General features: G+C 50.7%; 21 protein-coding genes. 8 read left to right on the top strand and 13 right to left on the bottom strand.

All coding sequences use genetic code 11. The annotated features are described in order from the left end of the window. The first annotated feature begins 2 nt into the window (after positions 1 to 2). Positions 3 to 473 carry a 23S rRNA (pseudouridine(1915)-N(3))-methyltransferase RlmH gene (locus BDT_RS18580; RefSeq protein ID WP_041578143.1) on the top strand — a complete coding sequence of 157 codons (471 nt, stop codon included), beginning with the start codon at positions 3 to 5 and terminating at the stop codon, positions 471 to 473. Here the strand turns inward: BDT_RS18580 and BDT_RS18575 are convergent. Beyond that, positions 470 to 1,228 carry a protein-glutamine glutaminase family protein gene (locus tag BDT_RS18575; RefSeq protein WP_041578141.1) on the bottom strand — a complete coding sequence of 253 codons (759 nt, stop codon included), beginning with the start codon at positions 1,226 to 1,228 and terminating at the stop codon, positions 470 to 472. The genes BDT_RS18580 and BDT_RS18575 overlap by 4 nt on opposite strands. Positions 1,229 to 1,445: 217 nt before the next feature. Between BDT_RS18575 and BDT_RS18570 the strand changes: the two genes are divergently transcribed. From BDT_RS18570 to rimO, 3 genes are read left to right on the top strand one after another with little or no spacing between them, the layout of a single operon-like run. Next, positions 1,446 to 1,973, top strand: a complete 528-nt coding sequence (locus tag BDT_RS18570) for a ComF family protein (RefSeq protein WP_041578139.1) — start codon at positions 1,446 to 1,448, stop codon at positions 1,971 to 1,973. Next, a complete protein-coding gene (locus BDT_RS18565) occupies positions 1,966 to 2,616 on the top strand; it encodes a LolA family protein (RefSeq protein ID WP_015092783.1) in 651 nt (216 codons plus the stop codon). The genes BDT_RS18570 and BDT_RS18565 overlap by 8 nt, the downstream gene beginning before the upstream one ends. Further along, on the top strand, positions 2,613 to 3,986 hold the full coding sequence (rimO, locus tag BDT_RS18560) for a 30S ribosomal protein S12 methylthiotransferase RimO (protein ID WP_015092782.1): 1,374 nt from the start codon (positions 2,613 to 2,615) through the stop codon (positions 3,984 to 3,986). Before BDT_RS18565 ends, rimO begins: the two co-directional genes overlap by 4 nt. On the opposite strand, the gene BDT_RS18555 is transcribed toward rimO, so the two are convergent. Continuing rightward, on the bottom strand, positions 3,983 to 5,275 hold the full coding sequence (locus tag BDT_RS18555) for a tetratricopeptide repeat protein (RefSeq protein ID WP_015092781.1): 1,293 nt from the start codon (positions 5,273 to 5,275) through the stop codon (positions 3,983 to 3,985). The two genes, rimO and BDT_RS18555, sit on opposite strands and share 4 nt — an antisense overlap. Positions 5,276 to 5,414: 139 nt before the next feature. On the opposite strand from BDT_RS18555, the gene BDT_RS18550 reads away from it, so the two are divergent. The 3 genes from BDT_RS18550 (at position 5,415) to BDT_RS18540 (ending at position 8,322) form a co-directional block, all read left to right on the top strand. After that, positions 5,415 to 6,218 carry a hypothetical protein gene (locus tag BDT_RS18550; RefSeq protein ID WP_235046197.1) on the top strand — a complete coding sequence of 268 codons (804 nt, stop codon included), beginning with the start codon at positions 5,415 to 5,417 and terminating at the stop codon, positions 6,216 to 6,218. Between the two features lie 131 nt (positions 6,219 to 6,349). Further along, a complete protein-coding gene (locus BDT_RS18545; RefSeq protein ID WP_235046345.1) occupies positions 6,350 to 6,703 on the top strand; it encodes a DUF2203 domain-containing protein in 354 nt (117 codons plus the stop codon). After that, positions 6,700 to 8,322 carry an NAD+ synthase gene (locus tag BDT_RS18540; protein WP_015092778.1) on the top strand — a complete coding sequence of 541 codons (1,623 nt, stop codon included), beginning with the start codon at positions 6,700 to 6,702 and terminating at the stop codon, positions 8,320 to 8,322. Before BDT_RS18545 ends, BDT_RS18540 begins: the two co-directional genes overlap by 4 nt. Positions 8,323 to 8,356: 34 nt before the next feature. Here BDT_RS18540 and BDT_RS18535 read toward each other — a convergent pair whose 3' ends face one another. Beyond that, positions 8,357 to 8,974 (bottom strand): 3'-5' exonuclease, encoded by a 618-nt coding sequence (locus BDT_RS18535; RefSeq protein WP_015092777.1) that lies wholly within the window; start codon positions 8,972 to 8,974, stop codon positions 8,357 to 8,359. 21 nt (positions 8,975 to 8,995) lie between these two features. Here BDT_RS18535 and BDT_RS18530 point away from each other — a divergent pair, with 21 nt between their 5' ends. Next, positions 8,996 to 9,322 carry a 2Fe-2S iron-sulfur cluster-binding protein gene (locus tag BDT_RS18530; protein WP_080602455.1) on the top strand — a complete coding sequence of 109 codons (327 nt, stop codon included), beginning with the start codon at positions 8,996 to 8,998 and terminating at the stop codon, positions 9,320 to 9,322. Here BDT_RS18530 and BDT_RS18525 read toward each other — a convergent pair. The 10 genes from BDT_RS18525 to BDT_RS18480 form a co-directional block, all read right to left on the bottom strand. After that, positions 9,319 to 10,530 (bottom strand): hypothetical protein, encoded by a 1,212-nt coding sequence (locus tag BDT_RS18525; RefSeq protein ID WP_015092775.1) that lies wholly within the window; start codon positions 10,528 to 10,530, stop codon positions 9,319 to 9,321. The two genes, BDT_RS18530 and BDT_RS18525, sit on opposite strands and share 4 nt — an antisense overlap. Further along, positions 10,527 to 11,843 carry an ArnT family glycosyltransferase gene (locus BDT_RS18520; RefSeq protein ID WP_015092774.1) on the bottom strand — a complete coding sequence of 439 codons (1,317 nt, stop codon included), beginning with the start codon at positions 11,841 to 11,843 and terminating at the stop codon, positions 10,527 to 10,529. The genes BDT_RS18525 and BDT_RS18520 overlap by 4 nt, the downstream gene beginning before the upstream one ends. Positions 11,844 to 11,845: 2 nt before the next feature. Next, positions 11,846 to 12,982, bottom strand: coding sequence for a helix-turn-helix domain-containing protein (locus BDT_RS18515; RefSeq protein ID WP_015092773.1), 1,137 nt, complete (start codon positions 12,980 to 12,982; stop codon positions 11,846 to 11,848). Next, the gene (locus BDT_RS18510; RefSeq protein ID WP_015092772.1) at positions 12,982 to 13,737 is read right to left on the bottom strand and encodes a tetratricopeptide repeat protein; all 756 of its coding nucleotides are present in this window, start codon (positions 13,735 to 13,737) and stop codon (positions 12,982 to 12,984) included. The genes BDT_RS18515 and BDT_RS18510 overlap by 1 nt, the downstream gene beginning before the upstream one ends. Positions 13,738 to 13,760: 23 nt before the next feature. Then, positions 13,761 to 14,942 carry a class I SAM-dependent RNA methyltransferase gene (locus BDT_RS18505; RefSeq protein ID WP_041578132.1) on the bottom strand — a complete coding sequence of 394 codons (1,182 nt, stop codon included), beginning with the start codon at positions 14,940 to 14,942 and terminating at the stop codon, positions 13,761 to 13,763. A gap of 37 nt (positions 14,943 to 14,979) precedes the next feature. After that, positions 14,980 to 15,405 (bottom strand): nucleoside-diphosphate kinase, encoded by a 426-nt coding sequence (gene ndk / locus BDT_RS18500; RefSeq protein ID WP_015092769.1) that lies wholly within the window; start codon positions 15,403 to 15,405, stop codon positions 14,980 to 14,982. Between the two features lie 16 nt (positions 15,406 to 15,421). After that, the gene (locus BDT_RS18495; protein ID WP_015092768.1) at positions 15,422 to 15,721 is read right to left on the bottom strand and encodes a hypothetical protein; all 300 of its coding nucleotides are present in this window, start codon (positions 15,719 to 15,721) and stop codon (positions 15,422 to 15,424) included. Between the two features lie 162 nt (positions 15,722 to 15,883). Next, positions 15,884 to 16,690 (bottom strand): hypothetical protein, encoded by an 807-nt coding sequence (locus BDT_RS18490; RefSeq protein ID WP_041578131.1) that lies wholly within the window; start codon positions 16,688 to 16,690, stop codon positions 15,884 to 15,886. A gap of 24 nt (positions 16,691 to 16,714) precedes the next feature. After that, the gene (locus BDT_RS18485; protein WP_015092766.1) at positions 16,715 to 18,649 is read right to left on the bottom strand and encodes a DUF7844 domain-containing protein; all 1,935 of its coding nucleotides are present in this window, start codon (positions 18,647 to 18,649) and stop codon (positions 16,715 to 16,717) included. A 182-nt stretch (positions 18,650 to 18,831) separates the two neighbouring features. Next, positions 18,832 to 19,170, bottom strand: coding sequence for a DUF2388 domain-containing protein (locus tag BDT_RS18480; protein WP_015092765.1), 339 nt, complete (start codon positions 19,168 to 19,170; stop codon positions 18,832 to 18,834). Between the last annotated feature and the right edge of the window lie 58 nt (positions 19,171 to 19,228).

Raw genomic sequence — 19,228 nt, 5'->3', positions numbered from 1 at the left:
TCATGAAGTTCATATTGTACAACCTCGCGACGGCCAAGGAAGCCTGGGCAGACGAGGTCAGCGAGTTGTACAAGAAGAAGATTTCCTTCTTCATTCCCTTCGATATCCAGTCCTTAAAGGCGAAAAAGTCCGCGCGTGAAGACGCGGACTTCAAGCGCAACGAAGAATCCGAACTGATCCTTAAAAATATCAACAGTGATGACTATGTCGTGCTTTTTGACGAGCGCGGCTCGGTGCTGGATTCGATTCAATTTTCAAAAAAAGTGGAAAACATTCTGGGAAGCTCCAAGAAGCGCGCGATTTTCATTATTGGCGGTGCTTTTGGAGTCAATGAAGAGGTCCGCAAACGTGCGGACCTGAAGGTGGCTTTGTCGCCGATGGTGATGAATCATCTGATGGCCCAGGCGATGAGTTTAGAGCAAATCTACCGCGCCTTTACGATCATCAAAAAAATCCCGTATCACAATATCTAGAGCCAAGGCGGCTCGTTACCCAGTTCTTTTTCCGGATCACGATCCAGATCCAGCAGACGGTTCCATTCAAGGCTCAGGAAATTCTTTTGTTCAGAAAGGGCCTCTTGGTCAGACAAGGCACGGGGGTTCAGGCAGTCAGAACCCGGATCAAATGTCTTGTGTGAGCAGATGGTGTATTGCACCTGGCTTTTTTCGCCACCCACCGCTTTGTTCCATTCAGCCAAAGTGACCGGCTTTTCAGGATTGATCGCCGGGTCAAAGACGTAAACCTCGTTCCCCACCCGGTAGGTCACGGCCACGTGATACCACCAGGAAACAGAGCCGCCCGGGGCGTTCTCAGTCGGAGCGTACAGGTTTCCGAAGACAAAAATTTTCTTTGGTGTGGTGAAGTGATGTTCCACCAGCTCAGTGGCGGCAAGTTCTGCGCGGGCATAACAACCATCGTCCGGATACATCCAGGTCAGGCGGCGGGCGAAAGGCTGAGCGTCGGCGATGAAGCGGGTGTCGCGAACGTATTTGAATTCACGTTCGAGGTCTGCATAAGAACCCACATCCGGAATTTCCTGAATGTTCAGTTCTTTCATGGGTTTTTTCATGCGATCAGGATAGCTGTTGCGACCAAAAAGTTCCCACACCGGCGTGCTGCGCTGACGAGCAGACTCAAAAGATTCACCAGAATGTCGGATGGAAGAAAGACCGGCCACGGCCGTGGCGGAAGCAGACAGAATCATCAACGAAACGAAAAATGCCTTCATAAACCCCTCACTCTTTCGGTTCTAGGCCTGCCGTCAGGGACTGTCAAAGAATTTGCACTGACGCGAAAGAATGAATTCTTTGTTGAAAATGCTCAAGACCCGACTGTCCGCCTGTCTGCATTGCGGATCGTTCCAAGTGGTGCGGGCGGGGCTCTGTGTTCCCTGTCATGAAGTGTTGAATCGTTACCCGCATCGACCGCGCCGAAGACAGGAGGGGTTGAGGGCTCTATATTCCTGGAATCCCGGGGAAAGTGATCTGTTGTCGGCCCTGGTGCTGAGTTTAAAGGGCCGGTACAACAGGCAGGGGTGGGAGCATTTTGCACAGATGATGGTGCAGCGGCATGTGCCTGACCTTGCTGCCGGGCGAAGACTGCACTTTGTTCCCGCGCCGTCGAAGTCCGATGCCGAAGATCATGCTTCATTGTTTGCCCGGGCGCTGGCAGCTCACACGGGGGGCGTTTACTTTCCCTGTTTGCGCAAAGCCTCTGCGGGGAAGCAGCGCCGGTCCGACCGGGGAGAGCGCGCCCTGATCGCGATGGAGCTGGTTGAAAAAAATACAGAGGTGTCTAAAAACTCGACAGACATCCTGTGGATCTTTGTCGACGACATCCTTACCACTGGCTCTACAGCGCGCGCCGCACGACTGGCGCTCGGGAGTCCCCCTCACTTTGAAATTTGGGTCTTGGCTGAGAGGGGCCTCTCTTGCGGAGCGTCCACGGATATGCTACAAAACCCGCATGCTTAGATCGACTTTATCCCTGGTCCTGACATTCCTGTTTTCTTTGAGTGCTATGGCGGCCATTACTGGCAACGGTGCTCTTCAGAAAGTCGCAAAAAAATACCGCACCACAAAGCTTGTGGAAATGAATGTGGAAAAGACTGTGAAGTCTGAACTGCTTGGCAAAGAAACCAAGTACGACGGCAAGATCTATCTGGCGAACGGAAAGTTCCGCTGGGAAAACACCAAGCCGGAAGAAACTCTGCTGGTGTTCGATGGTAAAACCATCTGGAGCGTGCAGGTTCCGCCAAAAGAATTCGGCGGACCGGTGCAGGTGGCAAAGGGCATCGTCGACAAAAAGACGAAGTCCCACATCCTGATTTCTTCTTTGCTGGGTGAGGATCTGAACAAAAACTTCAAGATCCTGAAAGAGGAAAAAGACGGGGGGCTGGTCAACATCGAAGTGCAGCCGCTGAATGATGGCCTGACCGTGAAATCCCTGAAGCTGACGGTGAAGTCCAAGGACAACACGCTGCAGACGATTTCCTACCTGGACGATATCGGAAACCTGACCACCATGAAGTTTTCCGATGTGAAGTTCCTGAAAAAAGAAAATAAGAAACTGTTCAAATATCAACCGCCAAAAGATGCACAGGTAACTGACCTATGAAACAAGAGACTGCTCAAAACAAAAAAGTTCACTTTATCTCTCTGGGTTGCCCGAAGAATCTTGTCGACAGCGAAATCATGGCCGGTACTTTGATGAAAGACGGCTATGATGTTGTGGGCGAGGCGGATCAGGCGGACACAGTTATCGTGAACACCTGTGGTTTCATCGAAGACTCCAAAAAAGAATCCATTCAGCGCATTCTGGACATGAGTGACCTGAAACAAGAAGGCAAAATCAAAAAGGTTGTTGTCGCGGGCTGCCTGACCCAGCGTTATAAAGACGACCTGGTGGAAGGTTTGCCGGAAGCAGACTTGTTCGTGGGCTCTGGTGAGTTCCAGAACATCGCCAAGATTTTGAAAAACTCTGATGAAGGTGAAAAACAGAAGACCTTCTTCAACCTGCCAACTTATCTGCAGGAAGAAGCGACTCCGCGTGTGAACTCCCAGCCGGGTCACCGTGCTTATTTGAAAATCTCTGAAGGCTGCATGAAGCGTTGTGCGTTCTGCGCGATCCCATTGATCCGTGGCAACCTGCAGTCCCGTTCCATCGACGCGATCGTGGCCGAAGCCAAGTTGCTGGTTGCGGGCGGCGTGAAAGAGCTGATCATCATCAGCCACGATTTCACTGATTATGGTTTTGATATCCGTCGTAAAGATCCAACTCGCAAAGAAAGCCCGGTTGAGCTGTTGAAGGCTCTGGATCAGGTTGAAGGCCTGCAGTGGATCCGTTTGATGTACCTGTATCCAGATGGCATCACGCAAGAGATGGTTCAGGTTATCAAAAACAGCACCAAGATCGTGAAGTACTTCGACATGCCTTTGCAGCACGTGAACGATCAGGTTCTGAAATCCATGAACCGTAAAATGACCCGTGATGAGATCGAAACGGCACTGATGAACATCCGTGAACATCTGCCGGAAGCGGTGATCCGCACACAGTTCATTGTGGGTTTCCCGGGTGAAACTCAGGAGCAGTTCGAAGAGCTTTTGAACTTCGTGGCCGAACAGCAGTTCGACCGCGTGGGTTGCTTCAAGTATTCTCCGGAAGAAAACACTCCGGGTGGTCGCATGGACAACCAGATCGACGAAGAAACAAAACAATACCGTCACGATGCTTTGATGGAAGTTCAGCAGAACATCTCTCGTGAAAAGCACAGCGACTTTGTCGGTAAAACTTTGCAAGTGATCGTGGAAGGCTTCTCAGAGGAAACAGATCTGCTGTTGCAGGGCCGTTTCTGGGGTCAGGCTCCGGATATCGACGGTGTGGTTCTGATCAATGATGGTCAGGCCCAGGTCGGTGACATGGTGAAAGTTCACATCACCGACAACATGGAATACGATCTGATTGGTGAGATCGTGGTGGAAAACTAGAACGTACAGTTGTCCGACGCCTGTTCAAACTGGTCGGTCCATTTGTTGTTCTTCGCGTTTCTTAAAACTGTCGTGGCTCTTCTAAAGGCCACGGCATTTTTTTTGTCAAATTTGCAGGCGTTTTTGTAAGCCATCAGCGAAAGATCATACTTGCGCAGTTCAAACGACGTGGTGGCAAGTCCCAGCCACGAGCGTCCCGCCTGGCCATCGGCTTCCGTTCCCGATTTAAACACCTTCATCGCCTCGATATAGTTTTTCTGTTCTTCCAGCAGGGCGCCATAATGGTATTGCGCAAGCTCGGACTTGGGGAAGTCGCTGGCGGCTTTTTTAAGCGTCTTTACCGCGATGGCGTCTTCCCCCAGGGCCTTGTAGGAAAGTCCCAGGTAAACGTAAGCGTCGGCGACTTTAGGGTCTTTCTGAATGGCTTCCTTGCAGGACTGCACTGCGGGTTCGTAAGTGCCGTCGCGGGTGTTGATCTCGCAAAGTTTTCTTAGGTACTGCGGGCGCGGACCGATGTTTTGCACCATGTCCTGCAAAAGAATGCGCAGTTCATACAGGTTCGGCGTGTCGCGCTTTTCATAAAGCGAGATCAGACCGTCGTAGGCCGGTTCGTATTTCGCATTCAACTCGATGGACTTTTTGTAGGCTTCCATCGCGTCTTTGGTTTTGCGCTGAAGGATGTGGGCATTCCCCATCAGATTGTAAGCCTCATAGTCTTTTTCATCCTTACCCAGAAGCACATTCAGGGAACGGATCATCTCGGTTGGTTCTTTGCGTTTTTCATGGGATCTTGCCAGGATCAGAAGTCCGCGGCGGTCGATCTTGTCGACGTGTTTCCACAAAAGCAAAGTGACCTTTTCGTGTTCTTCTTTTTTGTAAAGTTCCTCTGACAAATCCACAATCAGACGCGCATTTTTGGGGCTGGCGCGGATTTCTTTTTTCAGGCGCTCAATTTTTTGCTCGGGGGTTTCGTCTGCAGGGACCGTTGCCACCGGGGCGGCCACGGGTTCAGGCTTCGGCACGGTGACCGTTGTTTTTTCCGGAACTGCCGGAGTGGCCGGGGCCGCAGGTGTTGCGACTTTCGGGGTTTCTACTTTGGGTGCGGTCACCGTGGGTTTGGTCACAGTTGGTTTGCTGATGGTGGGGGCGGTGGGTTTTACGACCGCAGGAGCCGGCGTCGCTGCCGGTTTCAGCTCGTCTTCAAAGAGAGAGAACTCGTCTTTGGTCTGCTCTGCCGCGCGGGCATGGGGCTGATCAATGACCAGAAATGAGACAAAAGCCAAGAACACAGTAAATATGAGTCGATTGAAATTCAGTCCATTGGGCATATGCTGTATTATGACCTAAATGCTCTTACGAGTGAAGAAATCTCAACTTACATCTGGACTACCCAGCGAGCGAGGTCAGGCCGCGCTCGAGTATGTCCTTATGCTCGTGATCATTGTCGCATTATTGATCGGGCTGACGTCTCAAATTATCAAACCCATGGATGCCTTCATCAAAAACTACATGGGTTCTTACGTGCAATGTTTGCTGGAAATGGGCGAGCTTCCTTCCGTGGGAAGTGAAGACACCACGGTGGCCGATGAAGGGTGCAACACCCGATTCCAGGCCGGAACGTGGGCGAACGGTCGTCCGCCGAATGGCAGTGGTAGCGGCGGATCCAGCGGCAGTGGTTCGGGGTCCAATAAAGACGGTTCAGGAAGTGGTTCAGGCAGTGACAGCAGTGGCGGCAGCGGCAGTGGTGGTTCCGGCGGGGGCACTTATGCCGGTTCTCAATCTCGTGGGGGCAGTCGTTTCATGAACCGGGGTCGTCGTCCGTCTTCCGGGGTGGAAACTGGCGGGGGCGCCCAAGGAAAGGTCGTTGAAATCGCGCTGGAAGGCGGCGGCAGCGGTGGATTCTTCCGCGGCAGCAGTGGCGGCAGTTATGGTCCCAGACCGCAGAAAACGCGTTCTGTGGCGATTTCGGGGCTGACCGAAGCGGAACGCAAAAAACTTGAAAAAAAATCAAACGGTGAAGGAAAAGCTTCGATTGTTTCCGGGGAGTCGCTGACTCCGCCGGTGAAGAAGCTTGCGGTGAAGAAGCCGCCGGTCAAAACGTTCGAAAAAGAGGAAGAACCGTTCACCATTGGAAATTTTATAAGAATTCTGTTCATCGTCGCCATCATTCTGGCGCTTGTCGTGTTCCTGGGCGGTCAGGCCCTGCAAATGTCGAAGAGTTTTGAAAAATAATCTGCGTCGCGTTTAGAAATTCTTCATAGAAATTCTTAAGTTGTCTGTCATGTCGTTAATTTCTTGAAACAGAACATTCTTTAAAGGATACAGCCTATCTGTTCAGTGATGGGGGAGTTCCTTTGGAAAATGTGATTGAGATCAATCGCAGTAAAACATTTAATTTGGATGAAGCGCGCCGCTTGCTTCCCGTCATTTACCGTATGACTGAAGAGGCCTGCCGTGAGGTGAAACAACACCTGAACCGCATCGATGCCTATTCCGACAAAAGCCACCCTTCCGTGGCGGTTATTGAAACTCAGATCAACACTGTTATTGACCGTTGGCAGGTTAAAATCGAAAAGCTGGGCGGCGAGCCCAAGGGCTTGTGGATGGCTGATTTTGACAATGGTGATGGATACTATTGCTGGAAGTATCCAGAAGTTGAAATTAATCACTGGCACGGCTACCAAGATGGCTTTTCTGGGCGTATAACGATTGAATGAGAATCGCCGTCGCCCAAATAAATCCAGTTCTTGCTGACTTTCAGTTTAACAAAGAAAAGATCCTCGATTTCGTCAACCAGGCCGTTCAAAGAAAATGTGATCTGGTTGTCTTCCCTGAATGCACCTTGTTTGGTTATCACCCGTTTGATCTTCTGGAGCGTGAAAAGCTCGTCGCCAAACAAGAATCCGAATTCAAAGACCTGATTAAAAAACTTCCTAAAAATATCGGCGTGATCATGGGCCTGATCACCAGGAACCCGGCAAAAAAGGGGCGTCCTTATTTCAACAGCGCCGCTTTGATCGCCAAAGGTGAAAAGCCGCGCTTCTTTCACAAACAACTTCTGCCGACCGGCGACGTTTTTGATGAAGCCCGTTTCATCGAATCCGGTGACCTTTCCAGGAACTATTTCAAATGGAAAGGGAAGAAGTTCTTCCTGACCATCTGTGAAGATATCTGGGCGTGGCCGGACGCCAAGGGGAATTCGGCTTACCGCGAAAACCCGCTGGCAAAAGTAAAAAAACAAAAGATCGACATGGTGATCAACCTCAGTGCTTCGCCTTACTTTGTCGGCAAGATGAAGCAGCGTGAATATGTCACCCGAAAAACGGCGGCGTATTTTAATGCCCCGATCATGTACGTGAATCTGGTGGGCGCGCAGGACGAAATCATCTTTGATGGTGGAAGCTTCGTGCTGGATAAAAAAGGCAAAAAACTTCTGACCTGCCAGCAGTTCAGTGAAGACATCAATGTGATTGATCTCGACACAATGGAAATCTGGAACAAGAACGCAAAACTGGAAGCTATCGAAGAACTTCGCCGGGCGCTGGTTTTGGGAATCCGTGATTTCTGTGAAAAGACCGGCATTAAAAAAGTTCATCTGGGTCTTAGCGGCGGGATTGATTCCGCAGTCGTGGCCGCCTTGGCGGTGGATGCTTTGGGCCCGGCGAATGTTGTGGGTGTGGGGCTTCCGGGGCCGTTCAATGCTCCACAAAGTCTGACGCTGGCGAAGGATCTGGCATCCAATATGGGTGTGGATTTCAAAACTGTAGAAATCGGTCCGATGTATGAATCCGTGCTGAAGGCTTTGAACAAGGGCCTGGGGCTTGAGGGTTTCAGCATCGTGAATGAAAATCTGCAGGCACGTTTACGGGGTCTGACTTTGATGGCCTGGTCCAACAAAGAAAACAGCATGCTGCTGACGACCGGGAACAAGAGTGAATATGCTTCAGGCTATTCCACTTTGTACGGGGACATGTGCGGTGGTTTGGCGCCACTGGGGGATCTGACCAAGGCGCAAGTTTATGCACTGGCCAGATACTACAATCGACAAGGTGAAGTGATCCCGCAAGAGATCATTGATCGTCCACCATCGGCAGAACTTCGTCCGAATCAGAAGGATCAGGATTCTTTGCCGGAGTACGATGATCTGGACAAGGCCGTGACTTATCTGGTGGAAAAATCAGGTCCGGCAAAATCAGCGACGGAAAAATGGTTGCTGCCGGTGTTGATGCGCACGGAATTCAAACGCTGGCAGGCGCCGCCGATTTTGAAAGTGTCGCAGCACTCATTCGGTCGGGGCAGAAGATATCCGGTGGCTCACCGGGCGCGTGAAATCTAGAAACTAAAAAGCCCCTTTTCAGGGGCTTTTCTTTTTACAGACCTCCGAAGAAATCCATTTGTTTTGGCTGGCGCACGATCTGCGGGAAACGCAGTTCGGGTTTGCCGGTCAGGGCGATCAGATTGCCGACCTGAGGTGCCTGGCCGCCGATAGAGATTCTTTTCATCATCTGGCTGAACATGTGGCCCAGGTAAGTCGCATCTTCTTCAGCGCGGTGGAAATTGGAAGTAGGGATTTTCAAGTGCTGAACCAAAGTTCCCAGTTTGTAGTTCGGAAGACCCGGGAAGACTTTGCGAGCAATCGGCAGGCTGTCCAGGATCACACCTTTCGGCGCGGTGGTTTCATGCTTCTTGATGTCAGCAATCAGGAACTGGGAGTCAAACGGCGCATTGTGCGCGACCAGAACGTCCTCACCGCAGAACTCAGCAAAAGCCGGCAGGATAGAATCGATCAAAGGTTTGCCTTTAACCATGTCGTCAGAGATGCCATTCACCGCGGAAGCTCCCGGTGGGATTGGGCGAAGTGGGTCAATCAAAGTGGCAAAGATCGCCTCGGGCTGGCCGTCGATAAAACGAACGGCACCGATTTCTACGATTTGATCTACTCCAGGAACTGTACCAGTGGTCTCTAAGTCAAAAGCTATGAATCTCATAAAAACATTGATACAAAATGGATGGGGCTGTTTCAACTAAAGAGTGATCACGTGAAAATTATAAGCTTTTTGCCCGAAAATATTGATGTCTCAGTGAGTCAAAAGGATCATTCCGTTTTGGACGTGGCCTTGCGGGCGAAGGTGGCGCTGAACCACACCTGTGGCGGAAACGCGACCTGCGGAACCTGCCGGGTTTTTGTGGTGAAGGGACTGGAAAAACTGCCTGAGCGCAACGAGCTGGAACAGGAGATGGCCGAAGACCGGGGCTTTCAGCCTTTCGAGCGTCTGGCCTGCCAGATTGAGCCCGTGGATGGGCTCACCGTCGAAGTTCCGTTGTCAGGGGATTAAGGGCGAACGTAGAACGGATTGGTGTAAATCCAGGTGATCCATTTTTTGGCGTCCGGGATTGGCAGCATCGGGCTGACTCGCACCTGCACCCGATAAGTACCCGGCTCTTTGATTTCAAATACCGGTTCTGGATCATTCTTTCTTGCCACCACTTCACCGTCTTTGATGATCATGATTTCAAAAAAGTCCTGAGGCTTCGCAGGCAGAATCACTTTCAGACTCATGTTTTTGCTGAACTTCACTTCCGAGCCCATCATGTGACTGTGATTACCGTCTTCGATGGTGGCTGAAAATCCTTTTGGATCACCCAAAGTGTCCAGCGCGATATAGAAGCTTCCGTTTTTAATCGCATTGAAAATCTTGGTGCGGTCACTGTTGAAACTTCCCGTCAGTTCGGATTTCAGCAGCACGTGATTGCTCATGAATTCAAAGCTGCGTTTGTAGCTTGGGAAGCGGATGAAGTAATTCGCCAGCGGGATCGCACGGGCCGAGGCTTCGGTTCCGGCATAGACCACCACTTTGCGCTGCTGGCTGAGTTTGTTCAAAAGTGCGATTTCATCCGTGGGCTCGGTGTAAAGTCGAACAAATGCCAGACGCGGATTGAATGGATAAATCAGAAGACTCCAGATGGTGGAGATCTTGGACTCACCCCAGGCGCGGTTGATCAGACTTTTCATGTTCAAAAGTTCGAAACCATCAAGGCCTGAAGGAATTTCGCCGGACCAGGAATAACCCGCTTTGTACGGATGAGCCAGGATCGTCAGCGTGTCTTTGCTGGCGCCGGTTTTTTGTGACAGCAAATCGGACAGTTTCACCTGGGCATCACCCAGATTTGCGCCGATACTTTCCTGATTTAAAGAATAGTAAATCAAACGCGAATCCAGATAGCTGTATTTGCCGGCATTAAAGACCAGCAGGTTCCCGTGATAGGATTCAAACGTCGTCGGAATATTGAAGATGTTGTAGTCGGTGAAAAAGATAAAATCCAGGTTGGCAAGTTTCGCTGAAGTGATGACAAAACTTGAAGTGGCCGACCCGCTGGAAAGATCGGTGTGCACATTCAGCACACCTTTATAGTCATACAGATTGCGGGAAGAATGCTGTGAGGTGATCTGTGGTGGCACCACAGCCAGTTCGTACTGATTCAGATAAAATCCGTACAGGAAGAAGGTCACCAGCAAAAAAGAAAGAGTCGCAATTACTTTCATGGTCTTGTGAATTCCAACAGGACAAAGTCAGGAGAGATTTTTCGAATCTCTTTCATCTGCCATTGTTGTTCGGAAATCCACTTTGGTAAACCATTTCTCTCGCGCTTTACTAAATAAAAAACTTTACCCTGCGGCTCGGCTTCAGGAAGCGTGTCAAAGAAGTCGTAACGGCTGATTCCTTTGAGCTTAAACACCGGAACTTTGCTGAAATACCAAAGTGAGGACGCCATTTGATAGCTGCTGGCATAAAGTGGACTCACTTCTTTGGCCACGCTGCTTAATTCCTGGAAGACATAGGGTTCTTCGACTTTGTCACTGAGCTTGCGCAGGGCCGGCGTGAACAAAGTGGCCAGCACAATAGCAACAATCGCACCCCAGAAGATCACATACACCTTTGTCCACTTTTGCACCTTGGGGTGGAACAGCGCCAATGCCAGTACCGCCGGATAAGCGATGATCGGCCAGTTGGCTTCCACCAAAGCGCGGAAGGAAGTGAACAGGAAGAACAGCAATGGGCCCCAGCCGAAATAGAGCAGCCAGCGCAGGTCCTTGGGAACTTTTGCTCGCAAGGCCGCCCAGAAGATCAGCGGGAACACGATCAGGATTTGCCCCAGAATGTAGGAAAGTGTCCATTCCGGATCATAAGAGCTTTTTTCAAGGCCGTGTTTGATCTGGAATTCAAACGACGCAAAGTCATTTTGATAATTCCACAAAAGAACCGGTGTGCAGAAGATCAATCCTGAAACCAAAGTCAGCAAAACCCCGTTCCAGCGCACATCCTTCCAGCGTTTTTCCACGGTCAGGTACGCCAGCAGACACGGAATGAACAAAACGATGTGATATTTTGAACAGAACCCCAGGCCCAAAGCCACACCCAGCCAGATGTAGCTGGAAAGAAATTTGTTATTGATTGCCTGCAGGGATAACAAGAGGGCCAGGGACCAGAAGAACATCACCGGCAGATCCGGTGTCACGATCAAAGAGCCAAACCCCAGAAGCGGGGAAAACAGCACCAAATACGTCCACACCTTGATTTTATCAAAGTCGATCCTGTCTTTCAGGATATAGAACCACACGGCCAAAAGACCGTGACCCAGAATCACTGCCGGCCAGCGGACAGCGTTCATGAAGGGTTCAAGGAAGTGACCAAGATAGAAAAGCCAGGATACTAATGGCGGATGATCAAAATAACTTAGCTGCAGACGCTGGGCCCAAACCCAGTAGTAAGCTTCGTCAGCACTCAAGGGAATGAGTGCTGACAGAACAAGTTTTACCAGAAGGCTGATCCACCAGATGCGGAATAGATCTTTCAAGACTAGTAGCTCAGACGGATAGGTTTACCAAGGTCACCCGGAATGCCGATTTCTTTTCCGTTCAGAATCAGATTCACGGCGCCACCGTTGGAGAAATTAATCTTCAGACCGCTTTTGCTTTTGAAGGTGTGAACCTGTTCAGCAGAAAGACGGATCTTTTGTGGTTTGCCGTTCGGAGCGGAGTATTCGATCTCGACTGAATCCAAAGCTTCTACGATCAGTTCGACAGGTTTGCCGGATTCTGGTTTCGGAGTCGGCGTTGGTGTCGGGGTTGGTGATGGCGAAGCCACTGGCGTCGGCGACGGAGTTGCCGTCGGAGTCGGGCTTGGAGTCGCCGTCGGTTTCGGCGTTGGTGTTGGTGAAACCGAAGGAGTCGGCACAGTCGCTGGAGTGGATACAGCCGGAGTCGGAGACGCTGCCGTTGTCGCCGTGGAAGTCACTGGTGCCGCGGGAGTCGGTGTTGTCGTCAGGTTGCCCAAAGGACCCGGAGTGGTGTTTGGTTCCACCTCAGTCAAGGTGCCGCCATCAATGGAAGTGTCGACCACAACCGGAGTTGCGCCTTCCATGGTTTGTGCCACTTCCGCACTTGGAACTTCGGCTTCCTTGGAATACTTGTCGATCATTTTCTTTGTGAACAGAATCAATCCCACCAGAACAATACCCAGACCCAGAATGATGTAGGTTTTGGTGTTCTTGTTTTCTTTCAGGGACTGCATGCCATGATTGGAGCTGGTGGGTGGCGGAGTCTTGCGAATCGGAGTGACGGTGGCTTCCGGAACTGGTGCTGCCGCTGCTGCTGGAGCCGCTGTTTCAGTGGTGCTTTCTGTTGCCGGTTTTGATTCTGTCTCAGGGGTGGAAGCTGCTTTGGGCTCTTCCGTCTGGCGGATGTAGGGCTTCGGTTTTGTGGAGCCCATCTCTTCATAGAAGACTTCAAGAACTTCATCAGAGTTCAGGTGAAGGAAGTTAGCATAGCTCTGTACAAAGCCGCGCAGGAAGGTTTTCGCCGGCAATTGGGTTTCATCACCCTCTTCGATGGCTTTAAGAACCTTGCTGCTGATTTTCAAAGAAAGACCAATTTCGTGCAGGGAGAGGCCTTTATCCTCGCGTGCTTTCTTTAGAAGTTCTCCGGTCTTTTTCATTAATGTCCCTTTCGAATCAAACTGAGCATTCCCTTGGCTTTGTCGCGGTACTTACCGGTGGGATAATATTTTATCAACTCTTCAAAGCGGGCGACAGATTTCGATTTTTCGCCCAGACGATAGTAGGAAAGCGCACTGTAGTAGTGAGGCTCATCAAAAAGGTTCTTCTGGCAGAACCCGATGGCGCGATCCAGAGCTTCGGCAGCACGACCATAGTCCTTTTCTTCAAAGAACGTACGGCCATAGTAAGTGTTGGCGATGCAGTCGTCCGTTTGCGTGTCCATGACTTTGCCAAAAGCGGTGCGGGCGGCGCCGTACTCTTTTTGGTTGAACTTCACCAGCCCCAGATTGATGTAGGCCTTTTCCGGATTTCCGTAAGTCAGGTCATTGATCACAGTGCGGATTTCTTTTTCGGCGTCAGCGTAACGGCCGGCTTCAATCAGCACGCGGCCCAGATTGTTGCGGGCATCCGAGTAGCGCGGCTCAAAATCCAGCGCCTGGCGAAGATGTTTTTCTGCCAGATCAAAACGATCGCGATAGAAATACACCTGACCCAGATTGTTTTGGATGACGGGATTTTTTGGATCCAGCTCCTGCGCTTTCAACAGTTCCTGCAAAGCAAAGGGATAGTTGCCGCTTTCAATGTAAGAGGCACCCAAACGGAGGTGAAGTTCAGCTTTTTGTTTTTCCTGTGCCGAGCGGCTGGCACAACCCAGCATGGTCAGGGCGCACAGAGCGAGAATCCATTTACGCATGCTAAAAAGGTATCATTAGAGGACTAAGAGTCAACCCTGAGTTCCGCAATAGTTTCCACATGATCCGTCTGCGGGAACATCTCGAAAGTTTGCACCCGGTCGAGTTTGTACTTGATGCCCATTTTCTGCGTCTGAGCAAAGAACCAGTTAAGATCCCGCGCCAAAGACACTGGGTGGCAGCTGATGTAGATGATCTTGCGTGGCTGGGCGGCGGCGAGGGTCTGCATGGTGTATTCGGAAGCTCCGGCCCGAGGTGGATCCAGGACCACCAGATCGTCTTTACCGATGCTGGCTCGGCGCATGTAGGTTTCCACGTCCGACATGAAGTAGGTCATGCGCTTGTCGGTGATTTTGGAGCGGGCGCGCTCAACGAGCTTCGGATTCAGCTCGACACCAATGATTTCGGATTCGCTGTACTTTGCAGCCAGAGGGAAGGTGAAGTTCCCGGCACCGGCATACAGGTCATAAACTTTTTTGTACGGACCGTCGCCCGCCCAGTCCAAAGCCGTGCGCAGCAGGTCTTCGTTCTGAAAGCGGTTCACTTGAGAAAAACCAATGCCGTCGTCGTCGTCGGTGATCAGGCCATAGCGCACGTCGCCCTCTTCGGCGATGTACATCTCAAGACGCTGAAGATCTTTCGCATTTTTCTTTTCGGCCCAGGCTTTCACCTCGGCAAATTTGTCGGTCAGGGTTTCTTCCGTGATCAGGCAGTCCATCGTTTCCACGATTTGGTGGGAATTGCGCGCAAAGAAACCGAAGCGGCCGTTTTTGAATTTCGGCTGAATACGGTTGCGATAGCGCAGCACACGCGGACTTGGCTGGATCGGCAGATAATTGAATTCCAGATCGCGGTTGAATTTCCTGATCGTTTCCAGAACCAGCGTGTGTTTTTGACGGCGCTGTTCTTCCTCGGTGATGTGCTGCCAGTTGCAGCCGCCACAAGTATGCGCCACCGGGCATGGTGATTCACGGCGATGAGGGCTGGCGGAAAGAACCTCCACCACACGGGCTTCCATGAAGTTCTTTTTGACCAGAGTGATCTCGGCCAGAACCTCTTCATTGGGCGCTGCTTGAGGAACGAAGACAACCATGCCCTCGTGTCGTGCGACTCCAGCACCGCCAATGGCGAGTTTTTCTATATTCAATTTGATCTTGGAACCAAGAAGGGGAGCTTTCGCTCCCCTTTGGTTTGATTTCGCAGACATTTAATTATCGCAATTTCAAAATTGGATCTGAAAACGACTATGCGTTGCAGATCTCGTGTTTTTCGAAGAACAAAGCCAATTCACGAGCAGCAGACTCTGGAGAGTCAGAACCGTGAACTGCGTTTTCACCAACGTTGTCGCCGAATTTCGCGCGAACTGTGCCAGCGTTAGCTTTTTTAGGGTCAGTAGCGCCCATGATTTCGCGGTTTTTCAAAACTGCGCCTTCACCTTGAAGACACATCAACATAACCGGACCGGAAGTCATGAAGGACACAAGCTCACCGAAGAATGGACGAGCTTTGTGTTCAGCGTAGAACTCTTCAGCTTTTGCAGTTGTAAGAACGGTGATTTTCGCAGCAGCGATTTTCAAGCCGTTAGCTTCGAACATGCTCACGATATCGCCGATAGCGTTTTTCTTCATGGCATTTGGTTTGATGATAGAGAATGTTTGTTCGATAGACATGATGTCTCCTTGTTTATTAATGACAAACTGTTTTAGTAATCTCAAAGAACCTAGGAGTTTTAACGAATTGAGTGACACATGTCCACTCTTGGTTTCCTTGGTTTGCGGTGTTCACAACCAGTTTTGTCTGAACGGCCAGATCGTGACCTTCGGACGGGGTGGTGAAGTTCTGGTAGGTGATCTGATAGCTTTCGCGGTTCTGCCAAAGATTCAGAGTGAACTCGACATCTTCGGTGGTCATGATCTGGATTTCATCAACACGGCCGGCGAATGCAGGACTGGCTGCCAACAAGGCAAAAACCAATAATTTCTTCATCTTAGATCTCCTGAGTGGCCCTTAAATAGAGGCCGGGAGGGGGCGCTGTCAATGGAAAATTGCCGCAGGGGGCTATGAGCTCTTCTATATTCGAACTGAATCCTGGGATAGCGTTTTTTCCATGATCGAAGTGCCCCACAGCCCGGACCCGGGCCCCCGTCTTTAGAATCTGATCTTGAACGAAAAGCCCAGACTGAGAGGGAAGAAGCTTCCGTCTTCATCATCGCCCCCATTCAGGCACTTCTTCAATGACAGGCACAAGCCTTCTGGCAAAAAGAAACCCATTTCAAAACGGTCCGGGCTTTCCGGGTCGTTGATCGATGAATTGATATTGTCCACGATGTTCAGGGACTGCAGGATGGTTTTTTCCTTTGTGAGACCCTCGATGTTGGAAGAACGAATGCGCACACGGCGAACAATGCGTTCTGCGGCGCTGCGGTCGCGTTCGCTCAGATCACGCGGAATATTTCTAAGTGTGAAATGCACAAACGTGTGCCCCCGCTGCATTTCCTGCAGCATGGAAAGATCCGACACACGCACCTGCGCGATGGTGGCTTGTTCACGGCGAACCGCCACGCGGATCATGTTGTTGGATTCCCGCGCACTTGGCAGCAAAAACAGTAAACTGGTGCGACCGCCTCGAACAAATCCCACATTCGAGTCGCGAATGGACCGGGGTGCATTGCGTGATGAATCGATCTCGGCCATAAAGTCCCACTCATCCACGGGAATCGTCATTACCACGACACTGATGGGATTGAGTTCATCAATGGCGCACAGGTCTTCTTCCAGGCGCATAAGGCTGCCGACAAGCTCTTTGGTTTTCTGGCATCCCACGCGATCACGGGTGTCGGCAGCGACCATCAATCCGCGCGCAAATGTTTCCTGCTGAAAATCCAGCGTGTTGGCCTTTGCCCCCAGGGACGTCAGCATCATTGCAAATGTCAGTAACAACTTTGATTGTTTCATCGTTATATCTGTCTGTCCCTAAGGTTAAATGGAGCGCATAAAGCTAAGCGCAAATTCCACGTTCTTTTTAATGGCATCAATTTCTTTCATCTGGGCCGAGTTGATCAGGCTTTCCACATTCTTTTGCACTTCATCGTAAATATCAGACCCCTGGCTTTGTTTGTGCGAGGAAAGGCGCTGAACCTGTTCCCAGTCCTGTTCAGTTGGCAAACCGTAACCATCCGCACCCTTCAGGAAGGCCGCTGGTTGCGAGAACATGTCGCTGATTTCAGTCAGCGCGGTCACGATTTCTTTCTGGCGGGTGGTCTCGCCACGTTTGGCGGCTTGTTTTTCTTCTTTGATCACATGCTGGGTGAGATCCGCTTTGATCGCCGCTGTCAGGAAGCGGTGAGCCCCGTTTTCAAGCAGCAGGACTGCGGCCGCTGCTTTTTTGCGGGTCTTTCCTTCCAGCTTGTTGATGCGGGAATACAGGCTGCCACGCTGGGACGCTGTCAGGCTCAGCAACTCGCGGAAGTCCTTTTGGCTGACGCCAATAGTGGCTTTCAAAACCTTGAAGCTCAGCTCATAGCGGTCACGGTAAGAATCAAACAGGTAGCCGGTGTTGATGGCCTGAGTGCGGTTGGCAAAAACGCTGTTGTCGGCAATCTTCAGACGCAACAGATCCTTTTCAAGACCAATCGGGGTCTTGGTTTGAAGATAGATCAGCTCTGGACGGAACAAGGATCCTTTCATCAGATTCAGCGATTCCACTGCGCAGTTGTTCGAGGTGAAATAGTAGCGGCCATCATACGACCAGTGTGTTTCAATGGTGCGGGTCACGAACTGACGGATTTCATCCCGGGACAAATTCATTGGCACGCTTCTAAGGTCGCGCAGTTCCGTCTTGGTGTATTCATCAATCACCTGATGCATCGGCACCAGGAACAGACGTGATGGATAATCCCCGGTCAGACCTTTCAAAGTGTTGATCTGAATGCTGTTCACAAAAGCGCGGTAAGAAAGCACCACGTGCTGATCCAGATCCTTCAGGCAATCAGGACCGACAACTTTTCTTTCCGGGGCACACATCACTAGACGGAACATGGAATGACCCCAGCCGCTCATCATGGCTTCGCCTTCGGCGGCCAAAAGATAATGAACCTGATAGATGCGGCTTGGATCAATGCTGCGAAGAGGACTGTCTTTGCCTTTAAAGTCCGGAATCACATAGTTTAGCGGCACCTGACAGCGACTGTTCGGGAATGGCGTGTGATTGAACTTGGAACGGAACAGGTGATAAAGCGAAGGACGACGGCACGCATAGTCCGGATCCATCAGGAAATATTCCATGTTCACCGGGAAGGATTCAAAGGCGCTGGTCAGTTCATAGATGTCAGGACTGCGATGTTTCATCCACGATTCATCGCTGTCAACAAAACCCGCGATCATTGTGAAATACGGATTTTGGGAATAGCTGCGATACATGTTTTCGTAAGGTCGGCATTCCGGACTTGTCTGGCTGTTTTGGCGATCGTCTTTTTCTTCTTTGCAGATACGGATCATGCGGGCTTCATCCGCATCATGAACATTCAGCTTGTCATAGGCGTGAATGGTTTCGTGAATCACGGTGGCCAGAATTTCGCGATAGAATGTTTTATGACTGCGGTTGGTGCGGGTGGCGTTGCTTTCGCCACGGCGGATTTCCGGGACGGCTTTCTGGTCAATGCGGATCTTGCCCCAGGACAGTTTTCCCATGGCATTGTCGCCGTTTTCTTTCAAGCTTTCAAAACGGACTTCCAACGGCTTTTTGAATTTGGATTTGATTGAAACCGGCAGCAGCTGTTCTGCTTGTTTCAGCAGGATTTGTGCGTTCTGTCTGAATTGTTTGTCAGAAGGTCCGTCAGTCAAAGAGTAGCTGAATGAAGCATGAGCGCTGGAAGCCATCAGCATCGCGGCGACAATCAATCCTGCTTTGTTCATTGGTCTCTCCTTGTTTCAAAATGAGACAAACCTGCCGGGACTTTGGAAAATCCAAGCCCTGCTCTGAAAGCTAATACAAATTCAGTGCCAGACTATGGGGACCTAAGTGATTGATTTGAAAATAAAAAAGGGCCACCTTGCGGCAGCCCTTTTCCAGAGAAGAGGAGGAGATAAAGCGCGAATTACATCTTCAAGATGCCTTCAGCGATCTCAAGATCGGAAGCCTGAAGTTTAGGGTTTTCAGCGCGGATTGCTTCCAAAGCTTTTTCAAGGGAAACACCACGGATCGCACCTTCAGAAGCGATCAAAGTTGCAGCGTCTTCTTTAGCTTCCAAAGCCAATTTCAAAGTCTGACCAGAGATGGAAGCAGACGTCGCTACCACACCACCCGTAGTCATCAAAGGGATCGCCAGCAGGGAATCAACAGTGGAAGTCACAGAAGCAGAGTAAACCTGAGAGATCTCAGTAGCTTGAGCCATAGTAGCGGACAACAACAATGCAACGATAACGGACTTTTTCATGGATACTCCTAAAAAGGGGTTTAATGTGTTTTTGGTTACTGGCTGGGGAGTATTGCAG

Source organism: Bdellovibrio bacteriovorus str. Tiberius (assembly GCF_000317895.1).
Lineage (GTDB): Bacteria > Bdellovibrionota > Bdellovibrionia > Bdellovibrionales > Bdellovibrionaceae > Bdellovibrio > Bdellovibrio bacteriovorus_F.
Note: the sequence above shows the minus strand (reverse complement) of the source record. Positions and strands in the feature narration are given on the sequence as shown.

Coding starts and splice junctions, on each gene's coding strand:
- BDT_RS18580 (WP_041578143.1), top strand. CDS start 3: ATGAAGTTCATATTGTACAACCTCGCGACGGCCAAGGAAGCCTGGGCA.
- BDT_RS18575 (WP_041578141.1), bottom strand. CDS start 1,228: ATGAAGGCATTTTTCGTTTCGTTGATGATTCTGTCTGCTTCCGCCACG.
- BDT_RS18565 (WP_015092783.1), top strand. CDS start 1,966: ATGCTTAGATCGACTTTATCCCTGGTCCTGACATTCCTGTTTTCTTTG.
- rimO (WP_015092782.1), top strand. CDS start 2,613: ATGAAACAAGAGACTGCTCAAAACAAAAAAGTTCACTTTATCTCTCTG.
- BDT_RS18550 (WP_235046197.1), top strand. CDS start 5,415: ATGCTCGTGATCATTGTCGCATTATTGATCGGGCTGACGTCTCAAATT.
- BDT_RS18540 (WP_015092778.1), top strand. CDS start 6,700: ATGAGAATCGCCGTCGCCCAAATAAATCCAGTTCTTGCTGACTTTCAG.
- BDT_RS18535 (WP_015092777.1), bottom strand. CDS start 8,974: ATGAGATTCATAGCTTTTGACTTAGAGACCACTGGTACAGTTCCTGGA.
- BDT_RS18530 (WP_080602455.1), top strand. CDS start 8,996: ATGGGGCTGTTTCAACTAAAGAGTGATCACGTGAAAATTATAAGCTTT.
- BDT_RS18525 (WP_015092775.1), bottom strand. CDS start 10,530: ATGAAAGTAATTGCGACTCTTTCTTTTTTGCTGGTGACCTTCTTCCTG.
- BDT_RS18515 (WP_015092773.1), bottom strand. CDS start 12,982: ATGAAAAAGACCGGAGAACTTCTAAAGAAAGCACGCGAGGATAAAGGC.
- BDT_RS18510 (WP_015092772.1), bottom strand. CDS start 13,737: ATGCGTAAATGGATTCTCGCTCTGTGCGCCCTGACCATGCTGGGTTGT.
- BDT_RS18505 (WP_041578132.1), bottom strand. CDS start 14,942: ATGTCTGCGAAATCAAACCAAAGGGGAGCGAAAGCTCCCCTTCTTGGT.
- ndk (WP_015092769.1), bottom strand. CDS start 15,405: ATGTCTATCGAACAAACATTCTCTATCATCAAACCAAATGCCATGAAG.
- BDT_RS18495 (WP_015092768.1), bottom strand. CDS start 15,721: ATGAAGAAATTATTGGTTTTTGCCTTGTTGGCAGCCAGTCCTGCATTC.
- BDT_RS18490 (WP_041578131.1), bottom strand. CDS start 16,690: ATGAAACAATCAAAGTTGTTACTGACATTTGCAATGATGCTGACGTCC.
- BDT_RS18485 (WP_015092766.1), bottom strand. CDS start 18,649: ATGAACAAAGCAGGATTGATTGTCGCCGCGATGCTGATGGCTTCCAGC.
- BDT_RS18480 (WP_015092765.1), bottom strand. CDS start 19,170: ATGAAAAAGTCCGTTATCGTTGCATTGTTGTTGTCCGCTACTATGGCT.